We start from the raw sequence: 11,620 nt of genomic DNA on the forward strand, positions 1-11,620 counted from the left end.
TTAATTACTTTTTGAACTTGTGGCTAAAAGGATTCCGCCAACTGCTACCGCACCAATGACAATTGGGATAGTATAATTTGGTTTATCCGTTGGAATTGTCCCACTCTCGATTTGGGCAGTTTCCCTTTGTGCTTTTACTTCTTCTTTCAAATTCTCCACGGGAATGTCTTTAATATTTGAAAGTGTTTCAATCTGCGCATCGTTTGGAACTGCCTCGCCAGTTGGTGTGCTCGTAGATAAGGATTCCGCCGAAACTCCTTTTACCTCTGCAATGGTCTCTAATTGCGCTGGTGTGGGAGTTGCATTTGGCATCACTTCAACTGGCTCGGAAGCTTCAATTTGTTGTGGTTCATTGTACGCAGGTTGTGGCTGATTGCCTGCAAAGGCATTTTTAATTGTTGGCTTCACAACATTGTTTATCGCAAATTTGCCGACTTTGCTCTTACCTAATTTTGTAGCAAATTTTATGGCTTTACTGCTTTTAACCTTGGTTAGTATTTTACCGACTTTGCTATCAAGCACTTTGCTTACTATACCACCTCCAGGAATAATGCTCATAGCCATAGAGGCAATCGGAACTATCTTTTTACCAACTTTAACAGCGTTCTTGATAGATACGTTTCTTAACCTCACGTTCTTTTTAAGCATTTTACCTATTTTAAGTCCTTTGTTCAAGCCTGCATTTAAGCCTGTGTGTTCTTCTAATATTAACATATACCTATCTTTTTAAAAGTGTGTGGGGTGCAAATACTCCTTTGATTAATCGATTTCTTTGATTCTTTTTAATCAAAGTGTGGGGTGCTAATGCTCCTTTGATAAGCATTCCTCTTTTGTTTTTTGGAATAAGCAGATGTGGTGCAAATGCCATTTTCGCAACGTTTTTGAAATTCAGTTTCTTAAAAAAACTTTTGTTCAATCCCGCATTCAAGCCTGTGTGTTCTTCTAATATTATCATACTTCTGTTTTTTTAAAATGGAAATCTGTTTCTACTGGCACTACTGCTTTTTTTGGTGGTGGTAGTTTTCTTCTTTGTTCTGCTCGATGTCCCTTTTAATCCCTTTCTCGGAGAGGGACAGTTAAGCCCTATATGTGGCAATTTCTGATTCATAAAAACATCTTTTTTATCTGTGTAATTCGGCTCTTTGTTACTGGCAATCGTCCCGTCAATGATGCAATGACCCCTATCTAATTTTCCGCTCTCTTGGTCTAATGGCACAACCACGTAAACATGGGTGTACTGTTTTGGATTAAAATTGGGCTGTTTGATTTGCCTGATGTAATGTTTAATCCCTAAATTCATTAAAACCGAACTGGCGAAAATCGAATAGCTTTTACAGTCAATCCCCTCTCTACGGTTAAACCAACTGTTTGCAGGGCTTCTTAAATTCTGTGTAACTCCATCAGCCTGATACTGGATGTCGTAGTACAAAAAGTAATGGATCTTGTCGCACGTCTCTTTTACGGTTTGACCTTTCAAAATCTGTGATAGTTTGGCAACCTGTTTGTAAAACTTCTCAACCCAAACTTTCATCATGGAAACCGAATAAAACGTATCGCCTTTCTCCAGTTTTACCTTTTGATTTTTTGGCTTCTCAATGAGATGGTTAAACTCGTCCCCGTTTTTTATCCTACGCTTTAGAATTAAGTTGATTTCATCCTTTGTCATTTTCAATTGCTCTAACTTTCTTTTACAAAGGTGTATAATCAAAAACCCCCGTCAGGGCGATTGACAGGGGTTTGCGGTGATTTCGATTGATTCGGTTTAATTGCAATTAATTATAAAGGCAATTGCAATTGTGTGGCAATGGAATTGCAATCAATCATCATCTAAATAATAGCCTACGGGTAAGCCATAAATAGCGATGAATTCCTCTAAAATATCAGGAGGCACGGTGTGCATCCCTATGGAGTATTCGCATTTCTTTTCCTCTTTTATTTTGGCTTCGATTATGGTGTTTACCCCTTTTTTGATAGTGGCTTCACTCATCTTGTTTTTTAAATACATACTGACCAATTCTGATTTAGTGACAGCACTGGGCATCGGTTTCTTTTCTCTCATTGTAGAACTGGCATAAAGAGGTTAAATATTCTTTCTCAAATCGTTAATACAGAATAGCGTTTTAAAAGCCCTGTCTTCCAAAGGTCTTACCAACTTGTTTTTATTACCCTTTACAAGAAATAAAACAAATTGCAATGGCAAGACAATAACAATTGCAATGCAGAGCAATACTACATAAGCATTGCAAAGCAGTATTTTAAAGCGGTTTTTGAGTTTCATTTGTGAAGTTTTTTTAAAGTTATTTTGAACAAAAATCAATTTTCAGGCGGTTTCTAATTAGAAAGGTGTATTTGTCGGCTTGACCGTTTAAAACCTTGTTAAACAGCTTCATTTTCAGTTGCTCGTCTCCGATAAGTTCCGAAATGGTATTTGCCGTTCGGAGTTTGGTATTTTTAACTGGACTGGTTTTCGGATTTTCAAGCACCCTGATAATGAAGTTTTTATTGATAACCGCATTGGTGGGATAAAGCGATTTCATCCCTGCTATAAGTCTTTTTCCCATAGCCTGCCTTTTAAATATTGACAAGCTTCTCGTGCAATACATCTGATACCATTTGCATTGCAATTCGCTGTACCTCGGTTCTTTCTTCTCTTTGCCATTGGCAACAAAAAAGAAGTATGACCGCCTGCGTGGGCGAAAGGGTAATGTTTGATACCTGCTTTTTACTTTCAATCTTTGTTCTGAAAATAAAGAACATATTCTGCAAGGTGTCAATGATGATAATATCATTGCAATACTTTTCATAATCCTTGCAATGGGCGATATTATCTACTTTGTTTCTAATGAATTTCAGCAGTTCCGATTGGATAATTTCAATGTCTGCAATCTTGATTTTCTTTAAGGCTATTTTCATATTAGTATTTGAATTGAGAGATTAATTGATTGTTTTCATAAAATTGTACTACGTTGGTAATGGCAATAAGCTTGCTCTTTTCAAATCGCTTGAGCATACTTCTAATTACCAGTTCGCTCTTGCGCTTGTTCTGATTAATGGGCGACCACCAAACCGTGTTTTGTCGTTTACTTTTGGTTAGTATGACCATTTTAATTTTCGATTTTTCTTTGTCAAAAACTGGCATATTTCTTTGGTTTTAAAATTCAAACAAACTATACTTTACTACTTCATTTTCGCCTATTGCAATGGTTTTCTGATTGTCTTGCAATGATTTTTTGAGTATCAAATCAGGCAGTTTTTCTATATACTCGCTCGGTAGATTATTCTGCACGTAATCATACAATTGCGTGTAGGTTACCTTATTTTTGAAAAAGCGGTTAAGTGCCGTTTCACACTTCTTGGCGTGGTTAATCGATTCCTTTCTTCTTACCGCATCGCAAGCCTGTTTCTTCTTCAAAGCATCGTATTTGGCAATGGATAAAAGATGTTCGTTCCATTTGCCTTTGGTGTACTCAAATCCGACTTCTTTTGACGTTTTACGGGTCATATCAAAATACTCGTATGGGAAGAGTGGCGGGAACTGGTTTTTAATGAACCATTTTCTTGCCCACTCGATGCGCCAACGCATTTGCTGTATTTCATCCACCAGTACGCTTTTATTGAAACTGTTGCCTGTAAAGGCTATCCATTTGTTTTGATAGTACAGGTTGATTGCCTTTTTCCAACTCCCTGCAAAGGGTGTCGATTGTCTGTAAATCTTGGATATGGATTTAAAGAAATCCTGCAAAGCCAGTTCTCGGAACTCATCATTGGTCAGTGTTCCCGAAAAAGCTTCTTTGAACAGATAGCGAATGTCTATCGGCTTGTAATTGTGATACTCCCCATTGGCAAGGTTTACCGCCAATTCCTGCGGGTGTAGAATCAGGTTTTGCAGTTTCTCGGATAAAGTATTCTCAACTTTAACAGTTTTCGCGCCCGCCCCTTGGTTTGAAATTCTTTCTTTGCTGGTATGTGTTCCTGTAAAAAACAAATGAGAAGGCGTGAGGGCTTCGCCCGAACTCCTTATATCTTGAGAAATGTTTTCAACATTCTCATTCTTTTGATATTCATTTAATATTGTTCTTGTACTTTCATTGTTATCAGGTAAAAGATTCCAAAAAACACATTTAAGTTGCTTGTTTTCAACGCTTTTCACTTTTGAGGTATAAATATCCAAAATCACCAAAATTTCAGGGTTGATATGCACTTCTACGGGTCTGTTTTGCCCAGAGAAATGATACTCGGTAAATACGCCCGCTTCCTCTAATCTTTGTCTGTGATTGCGTACTGTTTTAGTACAAATGGCAATACTTTGAATCTCTTTTCGCTTTAATTCGGTAACCAAAAAAGAGTTAATCTTAAATTCTTGTATAGGGCGTTTTGTGGTTAGTCCTGCCTTAATGAATTTCTCGTTACGTTTCATTAATTGCGAGTTATACAGGTGCAAGAGGTTTTGAAAAACAATCTCCGTAGCGTATTTAACGCTTTGAATTTTCTTTTTCTCTACAATCATGCCGTAACACTCACAGAACTCGGTTACAGCTTCATTGTATGCTCTTGGTTTGAGTGATTTATTTTTTAGCAGAAAGACATTTTTAAATCCTTTTTGAACTTCAGTTAAGATGTTTTCTTCGCAAAATTGCGCAACTGAAGTATTGTGCTTTTGGATAAGCTCGTTTTCTGCCTGTGTTTTAAAATTGTAGGAAGCAATATACTTGCGGTAATTGTCCATAGTGGTTGCAAAGGCTTCTTCGATGATAGCGGGATAAACCGCAATGATTCGGTTATCCAATTGCAATGGCATTGCAATGGTTTGTTCCATTTGTTTTTTAGCTTCTGTATTGCCAAAACCAAAGAGATTTGAGGCAAGGGAGAAAACTCTATCGTCTATTTTTTGTTGTGAACTGGCTCTCATAGTAGATATTTTAACCTTTCAGCAAGGCGCTATGATGCGCCTGTGCGTCAAGGGAATTCAGCAAATTGCTGTCTATGTATTGTTATTGGAGAATTGCAATGGCATTGCAATGGTTTATCTCTTGAAAGATTTTTTGTAGTGTTCTGCCAGTAGTTTATCAACGTCCGACATTTTGTAATAGATTTTGTTTCCTACTTGGCTAAATGAGATTATACCCTCGTCCCGCCAAGATTGAGCGGTACGCTTGGAAACACCCATAAGTTGTAAAAATTCCTCATTATCCATAAAGGATTTTTTAGAGCCTTTTGATTCCGTGGTATTGAGTAGGTTTTGCAATGTATCGAGCCTTGAAGTCAATTCGGCAAATTGCGCTTTGGACAAAATAAACACCTCCATATTTTTGCGTTTTAAAAATTCTAAAGCAAATGTGCGGTGTATGAAAAAGTCTTTTAGTCTTTTCTTGGTCTTTGAAGACCAAGTTTATTTTACGTACTTTGGGAAGTCTATATTTTAAAGGGGTTGGCGTATTTTCACTCTTTCAAAAACGGGGTGTCAAAGTCTGAAGTAAAAAGACCTTTTTGATTTGGTGCAGAATTGGGTAAAATCAACCCTAAAAATGGCAATTTCTTATCATTTTTAAGCTAAAAAAGGGACAATTTTAAAAAAGTCTTTTAAGGTCTTTTTGTTTTAAAAAGACCTTTTTCGTTTTTATAAATTCCTTATTTCACAAGCGTTTACAGAGGTTTTAAAGAAGCTAAAAGGAGAGGAAATAAAAAAGTCCACAGAGAATTTGTGGACTTTTTGTGTTTGGCTATAAAAGTTTGCTTATATCTATTCTTTTATTGGTGTTGGGGCGTTTGTCTTCCCTTGAGGGTTGTAGGATAGTTTTAACACTAAGCGGGCTTAATTCCTTACCCTCTTTATCTATAAATGTATTTACTATCATTTCCGCAATATCATTGATATTGCCCTCAACCATTGGCTTACCCTCAACCATTATCTCACGGGACATTTGATAGAATATATCCACAAATTGATTGACATTGCAATTGAATTGCAATTTTGTAGGTGGTGTAAAATTGCTTGCAGTTGTTGGTCTAAATTTCTCAATGCTACTTTTAATACTTTGTAGTTCGTAAATCTGTTTAATTTCTTTACTGCATTGCACATCAAACAAAGGTAATTTCTGATTGATAAATTCAATATTGGCTTGTCTGTACTCGTGCTTTTCTTTGGTTAATAGTAATATCTTTTCGTTATCATCATCGAGACTATCTATTTGCTTTTTGACTTCGCAAAATGAAAAATGCCTGTCCTCACTCTCCGCATTGATAAATCTTTTAGCAATGGTCTGCTTGTCATCTTTTACACTCGAAAATTGTACTTCTTTTCGTTTGGATTCTATCAAATTGAATAGTTTGTTATAACGACACAAGGCTCTTTTATTTGTAAATAAGTCTTCATTATTGGAAATCAATTCCTCAAACCTATTTAACCATACAATCGGTTCTTTAACCAAACTGGTTTGGTAATTTAGAAAAATGGGATAATCGGATTGATGTAGTTCAAAAACCTTATTAATGAGTGCGGTACAATAATCATGTACGGTAACTTTTTTATCGAGAATAATGTCAAAATCGTGATTGGAATTTTTTGCAGAATGCGTCACCACCATTTCGAGAAACGAGGCAGTTTGAAAATTTTGCTCCATAGAATTTTAATGCTACAATTTAGGTTATGATTTTGCATACTCTTTGAAATGGTAATTTTAAATCTATTCCGTACCTAATTGATTTTTAAAAAGCTATGTTAACAATTGTCAATACTGACTTTTCTTTGGAATAATATTTTAAAAGAACTTCTTTCTTGGGGCTAAAGTAGAGGAAAAAAAATCCTTTTTTTCAAAAGGATTTCATAATTTTTTATTAAAAAATTAGCACGATTTTAACTACTACTTTGCTTATTTTTTAATAACGTGATTTACAATATTTTAGTATTCTCATTTTTTTGTGATTTAATAAATAAAATCATCAACCGCCTTATCGAGTTCCTCTCCCAATATTTTAGCGTATATCTGTGTGGTTCTAATGTCTTGATGTCCCATAAGTTTGGAAACGTGTTCGATACGCATACCGTTGTTCAAGGCATTGGTGGCAAAAGTGTGACGGCTCAAATGGAAAGATAAACTAAAAGGTAAATCCAGTTTTTTACCAATATTATTTAACTGAAAGTTCATCGACCCTGTGGCATTCTCTTTTATCTTTTGGCGGTATTCTCTATCTTTCAAATATTGTTCTTTATGTTTGATAATCGGGAAAATGAAATCTGTTTCCTTGGCATTTTCCTTTCTGTATTTTTCTATAATATCCAAAGCTACTTTTCCTATTTTGAATTGATGCTCTGCTTTGGTTCTGCTGATGGTTTTATTTATTGTCTTTTTAATCTTGGAATCGGCTTGTAAAAAATGTTTAAACTGTAACTCCATAACATCGCCAAATCTGAGACCTCCTGCATAAATTGAAAAGATAAACATATCTTTTGCCAGTTCCATAAGAGAACCCTCCTTTACTGGAAAATCCACAAGAGCGGTAATTTGTTCTTTTTTTAGAAATGTTCGTGTGCCAGTATTCTTTTTTAAAGTAAGCTTACTAAAAGGGTACATATATTCGGGGATAATATCCTCTTTAATGGCTTCTTTGAACATAATGGCTAAAATCATTATCGAGTAACGCTGTGTTGTATTTCCATTTCCTAATTCATTACTCATATACGCCATATAATCTGTTAAAAGGGAAACGGTAATATCGTCAAAAAAGACATCTTTTGTCCCTACCCAGTTTTCAAACTTTTTAAGATAAAGAACATAGTTTTTATACGTCCCCACAGAAACACTTCCTTTGATTTTTTCGCAACGCTTATAAGCATAGTCAAAAAAGTTTGGGACTTCCTTTCCTTTAATGGCATCTTTGAGTTTTTTAACCGAAACAGTTTTTACCTTTCGTTCCAAATCGGCAACCTGCCCCTCGGCATCTGCAATCTTTTGAGCAATGGAAGCGTTCATTCTCGCGCTATTAGGATGATTCTTTTTTACACGCTGTTTGGCTTCGTCCCATTCGCTTTCTTTAAGTTTCACGCCAACCGAAATAAATTTGGCTTTTCTGTCTTTTATTACTCTTATATATAACGGGCAATGTCCTGTTTGGTCTTGCTGATGTGTTCTTAAAATTAGCTTAATGGAAGCCATAAATTGCGAAAATTAAAAAGTTTTACTATATTTACAAATGGGTGCAAAACAGTGAAAGCCTTTAAAATATAGCGTTTCATTTGAGTGCAACCTGAAACGAAAGTACAACATTTGGTACAACAAAACAAACATTTATTTGCTTTTTTTTGCGCTTGTTTGAACCGATTAAATTTAAAATACCAATAAACACAGTACTTTAAGCGCAAAGCGAAACATACAATATTATAATATGGCTAACAGCGGTTTGCAGAAATTGCGAGAAATCTGCAAAATTCACATCTTTCTTTCGCAAGAAATTTTATCTTAGTGGAAAATATAACTTCACGAAGCTCGCAACTTCTGCAAGCCCCGGGACGTTACCAGTTATATTTAAAAAACTAAACGCAGATGGAACCTTCAACAGTGGAATCTACAACAATTGATATCTTAAATCTAAGCTTAACTTTCGTAAACTTATGTGTTTTTATATACTTTACTAAACTTGTTTACGACTATAATAAATCAAAAGATAAAATCGATTTTTTACGCCAAGTTCCTTTAGTTTCAATAGAACAAAAAGATGATTGTAATTACTATATAAAAAATGTAGGAAGCGGTCCTGCAATTAATATTAGAATACTGAGCGAGCCAGATTTTGAAAATAGAACTTGGAATAAAAATGAAATTGGTTATAGTTTATTTGGAGATTCTACAGAAATCGAATTAAACCCTTTTGATAAATCTGCATACTTAATCTTATACAGTGACATCCACCAAAAAAATTATTTTTCATATATGAAGAACAATATTTTGAGTTTTGGAAGCTTGGAGGATTCTAAATCTAATGATAAGATTCATAAAATTCTGAAGTTTAAAAGACCCGCAGAAGAATTTAGAAGAAACCATATTCCTTCAGTCTAAAAAAAGAAATACAACTGCTAACAGCGGTTTTCTGCAATGGCGGGTTTGGGGATTTTTTGGAATGGTTAGTGTTTGCATTTCTTCTTTAAAAAGAAGTTTTTTCTTAAATACTTTTCGGTATATTTGTAAGCGTCAGTAATAAAAAACCGCCACTGACAGAAAGCCGGCGGGACGTTATGAGCTATTTTACCGGACGACGCAGAAAGTATGAAGAAAACAATTACACTATTATTTTTTGCAATATTTATTTTTAGTTGCAAAAATGAGGTTAAAGAAGAACAGAATTCACTGAAGGGAAAAATTTATACAGAAATTAATGAAATTCCCGAATTGAAAAATTTTGAGTTTCAAGCTGAATCTATGATTGATTACGAAGGGAAGAAATCCAATCAATATAAATTTGGAATATCTCAATTTTTCAAAAAAGGAAAATACGTTCTAATACTGGAAGAGAAAATACGCGGAAAAAGCAAAGATATATCAAACAAAATATTGGACACAATTATGATTAGCAATCTGAAAGAAGATGAAATTATTTCACTTTGTACTTGTCGAGTAAATGGTATAAATAATAGTGAAATTATTGCAGTTGTAAAAGACAAAAATAATGACGCAGAATACTTGAATAAAATTGTAAAGGCTTGGAAAGCAAATTCGAAAAACGGAAGAATAATTCCTATTGACAATCTAAATGGAATAGATTGCGTGAATGAAAGTTATGGATTATGAAGTAGAAAAAACAGCTCATAACAGCCGTTTCTCGCAATTGCGAATTTTGTTCAAAATTCACGTTTTTCTTTCGCAAGAAATATTATCTTAATGGAAAATATAGCGTTCCGAAGTTCGCCACTTCTTGTAGCCGCGAAACGTTAGGCAACATAACTTCAGAACATGAGCAAAGACACCAAAAATCACTTTATTTACAATAGGCATTTTCCTGATTCAAAATCAATTCTTCAAAGAAAAGGAAAAGGTGTAACGGATATTTTAAAAAATGCCATATTTGTATTGGACACAAATTCATTATTAATACCTTTCAATACGGGAAAAGAAAACATTGAAGAAATTGGAAAAATATATCAAAATCTTATATCTTCCAATAAGCTATATATCCCAGAACATTCATTAAAAGAATTTGCAAAAAACCGCTCTTTCCGAATTTCCGAACTCTTTTCCACCATAGATAATCAATTATCAACATTACCACCAATCAAATCATTTGACTATCCTATTTTGGAAGGGCTAGATGCCTATAAAAAACTAAAGAAAACTAAAGAGGAAGTTTTGAAACAAATAAAAGAATACAAAAAGGATCTAGAAGATTTAAAATCTGGCATAATCGACTGGAATTGGTCGGATCCAGTTACAACGATGTATCAAAACACTTTTACCGAAAAAATAATCATTTCACCTGCAGGTTCAGAAGAAGAGCTTATTAAAGAATATGAAAATCGTATAGAAGATGATATTCCTCCAGGGAATAAAGATAAATCTAAAGACAATAATGCAATCGGAGACTTTCTAATTTGGAAGAGTATTTTGGAACTTGGAAAGAAAAAGAAAAAGGACATTATTTTTGTATCTAATGATGAAAAAAATGACTGGTTACTAAAAGGAAATCAAAAATCAATTTCTACAAAATTTGAACTTGTGGATGAATATTACAGATTTACTGGAGGTTACGATTTTATGTCTATGAATTTTAAAACTTTTTTAGATTTCCAAGGTCTCGAGATAAATATATTTGAGGTATTTAAAGAGTTTGAGGATATATTTGAACTCCCTAATTCCCTGAAAAAACCAAGTGGGAATAATACTTTTAAAGCTTTAAAAGAAATTGATAAATATATAAACACTTACCTCATTGACATTGAAGATGAATATGATGACGTTTATATTGACCAAAACATCAATGAACAAATAGATATTTTTGACAAAAATTATCGTGTTGAATATTTTGGAACGGAAGATTGGAATATTTATTTTGATTATTTTTTCCTTTTTAGTAAGATGTTCGATCAGATGAAGTTTTTAAATAATGAAATTGTTTACCAAGCACATAGACAAAAGAGAAGTACATACGCTGAATCCATACAATTAACAGCTTTGTGTAAAGAATTCTCAAATAAATATGCCTCACTCGAATTGATGAGATAATAGTCCAAAAAGTTACGTTGCCTAACAAAGAACTGTGCTTAAAAACAAATAAAAAATGATGTTTTTTAAATAAATTTAGGCATTGCACTTCTGTATTCTACATTGGGGTAAAAACACAAAAAAGACACTTCAAACAAAACATAAAGTGTTATTTTAATAGTTCACCTCTGCTTTCCTTTGAATAAATTTAGTTTTTTATCAAATACAAAGGAAAATTTTAAAACACCATTTCATTTTTCAAATCAATCAGTTTATAAAACACAGGAATAGTTAAGTTATTTAATGCAAATCCGCCTTTACTTTGTATTTGATAAAAAACTAAATTTATTCAAAGGAAAGCAGAGGTGAACTAATAAATCCGCTAAGCTCAATACTTATATCGCGCATTAGTCCTCTGCCGGCCCTTTGAA

At 34.0% G+C, this 11,620-nt stretch carries 15 protein-coding genes; 3 read left to right on the forward strand and 12 right to left on the reverse strand.

Annotation, left to right across the window (positions count from 1 at the left end; translation table 11 throughout):
- The 12 genes from ACRDEC_RS15135 to ACRDEC_RS15190 form a co-directional block, all read right to left on the reverse strand.
- Positions 1 to 714: a hypothetical protein gene (locus tag ACRDEC_RS15135; protein ID WP_431499204.1), complete on the reverse strand. Its 714-nt coding sequence runs from the start codon at positions 712 to 714 to the stop codon at positions 1 to 3.
- A 4-nt stretch (positions 715 to 718) separates the two neighbouring features.
- Positions 719 to 955, reverse strand: coding sequence for a hypothetical protein (locus ACRDEC_RS15140; RefSeq protein WP_431499205.1), 237 nt, complete (start codon positions 953 to 955; stop codon positions 719 to 721).
- A gap of 12 nt (positions 956 to 967) precedes the next feature.
- Positions 968 to 1,666 (reverse strand): transglutaminase-like domain-containing protein, encoded by a 699-nt coding sequence (locus tag ACRDEC_RS15145; protein ID WP_431499206.1) that lies wholly within the window; start codon positions 1,664 to 1,666, stop codon positions 968 to 970.
- Between the two features lie 150 nt (positions 1,667 to 1,816).
- Complete coding sequence (locus ACRDEC_RS15150) at positions 1,817 to 2,059, reverse strand: hypothetical protein (RefSeq protein WP_431499207.1); 243 nt, start codon at positions 2,057 to 2,059, stop codon at positions 1,817 to 1,819.
- A gap of 21 nt (positions 2,060 to 2,080) precedes the next feature.
- Positions 2,081 to 2,278, reverse strand: a complete 198-nt coding sequence (locus tag ACRDEC_RS15155; RefSeq protein WP_431499208.1) for a hypothetical protein — start codon at positions 2,276 to 2,278, stop codon at positions 2,081 to 2,083.
- A 19-nt stretch (positions 2,279 to 2,297) separates the two neighbouring features.
- The gene (locus ACRDEC_RS15160) at positions 2,298 to 2,561 is read right to left on the reverse strand and encodes a hypothetical protein (protein ID WP_431499209.1); all 264 of its coding nucleotides are present in this window, start codon (positions 2,559 to 2,561) and stop codon (positions 2,298 to 2,300) included.
- A 10-nt stretch (positions 2,562 to 2,571) separates the two neighbouring features.
- A complete protein-coding gene (locus ACRDEC_RS15165) occupies positions 2,572 to 2,913 on the reverse strand; it encodes a hypothetical protein (RefSeq protein ID WP_431499210.1) in 342 nt (113 codons plus the stop codon).
- Between the two features lies 1 nt (position 2,914).
- Positions 2,915 to 3,139, reverse strand: coding sequence for a hypothetical protein (locus ACRDEC_RS15170; protein ID WP_431499211.1), 225 nt, complete (start codon positions 3,137 to 3,139; stop codon positions 2,915 to 2,917).
- Positions 3,140 to 3,151: 12 nt separating this feature from the next.
- The gene (locus tag ACRDEC_RS15175) at positions 3,152 to 4,909 is read right to left on the reverse strand and encodes a hypothetical protein (RefSeq protein WP_431499212.1); all 1,758 of its coding nucleotides are present in this window, start codon (positions 4,907 to 4,909) and stop codon (positions 3,152 to 3,154) included.
- Between the two features lie 114 nt (positions 4,910 to 5,023).
- On the reverse strand, positions 5,024 to 5,305 hold the full coding sequence (locus ACRDEC_RS15180) for a helix-turn-helix domain-containing protein (RefSeq protein ID WP_431499213.1): 282 nt from the start codon (positions 5,303 to 5,305) through the stop codon (positions 5,024 to 5,026).
- 415 nt (positions 5,306 to 5,720) lie between these two features.
- Positions 5,721 to 6,620, reverse strand: coding sequence for a hypothetical protein (locus ACRDEC_RS15185; protein WP_431499214.1), 900 nt, complete (start codon positions 6,618 to 6,620; stop codon positions 5,721 to 5,723).
- A 303-nt stretch (positions 6,621 to 6,923) separates the two neighbouring features.
- A complete protein-coding gene (locus tag ACRDEC_RS15190; protein ID WP_431499215.1) occupies positions 6,924 to 8,153 on the reverse strand; it encodes a tyrosine-type recombinase/integrase in 1,230 nt (409 codons plus the stop codon).
- A gap of 387 nt (positions 8,154 to 8,540) precedes the next feature.
- Between ACRDEC_RS15190 and ACRDEC_RS15195 the strand changes: the two genes are divergently transcribed.
- The 3 genes from ACRDEC_RS15195 (at position 8,541) to ACRDEC_RS15205 (ending at position 11,210) form a co-directional block, all read left to right on the forward strand.
- Positions 8,541 to 9,053 (forward strand): hypothetical protein, encoded by a 513-nt coding sequence (locus ACRDEC_RS15195; RefSeq protein WP_431499216.1) that lies wholly within the window; start codon positions 8,541 to 8,543, stop codon positions 9,051 to 9,053.
- A 207-nt stretch (positions 9,054 to 9,260) separates the two neighbouring features.
- Positions 9,261 to 9,782 carry a hypothetical protein gene (locus ACRDEC_RS15200; protein ID WP_431499217.1) on the forward strand — a complete coding sequence of 174 codons (522 nt, stop codon included), beginning with the start codon at positions 9,261 to 9,263 and terminating at the stop codon, positions 9,780 to 9,782.
- Positions 9,783 to 9,944: 162 nt separating this feature from the next.
- Positions 9,945 to 11,210 carry a PIN domain-containing protein gene (locus ACRDEC_RS15205; RefSeq protein WP_431499218.1) on the forward strand — a complete coding sequence of 422 codons (1,266 nt, stop codon included), beginning with the start codon at positions 9,945 to 9,947 and terminating at the stop codon, positions 11,208 to 11,210.
- The last annotated feature ends 410 nt before the right edge of the window (positions 11,211 to 11,620 follow it).

The sequence above is a fragment of the Flavobacterium sp. genome (assembly GCF_050696275.1).
In the GTDB taxonomy this organism is placed as follows: domain Bacteria; phylum Bacteroidota; class Bacteroidia; order Flavobacteriales; family Flavobacteriaceae; genus Flavobacterium.

Bases quoted from the DNA above. Each gene is read 5' to 3' on its own strand.
- ACRDEC_RS15135 (WP_431499204.1), bottom strand. From the start codon at position 714: ATGTTAATATTAGAAGAACACACAGGCTTAAATGCAGGCTTGAACAAA.
- ACRDEC_RS15140 (WP_431499205.1), bottom strand. From the start codon at position 955: ATGATAATATTAGAAGAACACACAGGCTTGAATGCGGGATTGAACAAA.
- ACRDEC_RS15145 (WP_431499206.1), bottom strand. From the start codon at position 1,666: ATGACAAAGGATGAAATCAACTTAATTCTAAAGCGTAGGATAAAAAAC.
- ACRDEC_RS15150 (WP_431499207.1), bottom strand. From the start codon at position 2,059: ATGAGAGAAAAGAAACCGATGCCCAGTGCTGTCACTAAATCAGAATTG.
- ACRDEC_RS15155 (WP_431499208.1), bottom strand. From the start codon at position 2,278: ATGAAACTCAAAAACCGCTTTAAAATACTGCTTTGCAATGCTTATGTA.
- ACRDEC_RS15160 (WP_431499209.1), bottom strand. From the start codon at position 2,561: ATGGGAAAAAGACTTATAGCAGGGATGAAATCGCTTTATCCCACCAAT.
- ACRDEC_RS15165 (WP_431499210.1), bottom strand. From the start codon at position 2,913: ATGAAAATAGCCTTAAAGAAAATCAAGATTGCAGACATTGAAATTATC.
- ACRDEC_RS15170 (WP_431499211.1), bottom strand. From the start codon at position 3,139: ATGCCAGTTTTTGACAAAGAAAAATCGAAAATTAAAATGGTCATACTA.
- ACRDEC_RS15175 (WP_431499212.1), bottom strand. From the start codon at position 4,909: ATGAGAGCCAGTTCACAACAAAAAATAGACGATAGAGTTTTCTCCCTT.
- ACRDEC_RS15180 (WP_431499213.1), bottom strand. From the start codon at position 5,305: ATGGAGGTGTTTATTTTGTCCAAAGCGCAATTTGCCGAATTGACTTCA.
- ACRDEC_RS15185 (WP_431499214.1), bottom strand. From the start codon at position 6,620: ATGGAGCAAAATTTTCAAACTGCCTCGTTTCTCGAAATGGTGGTGACG.
- ACRDEC_RS15190 (WP_431499215.1), bottom strand. From the start codon at position 8,153: ATGGCTTCCATTAAGCTAATTTTAAGAACACATCAGCAAGACCAAACA.
- ACRDEC_RS15195 (WP_431499216.1), top strand. From the start codon at position 8,541: ATGGAACCTTCAACAGTGGAATCTACAACAATTGATATCTTAAATCTA.
- ACRDEC_RS15200 (WP_431499217.1), top strand. From the start codon at position 9,261: ATGAAGAAAACAATTACACTATTATTTTTTGCAATATTTATTTTTAGT.
- ACRDEC_RS15205 (WP_431499218.1), top strand. From the start codon at position 9,945: ATGAGCAAAGACACCAAAAATCACTTTATTTACAATAGGCATTTTCCT.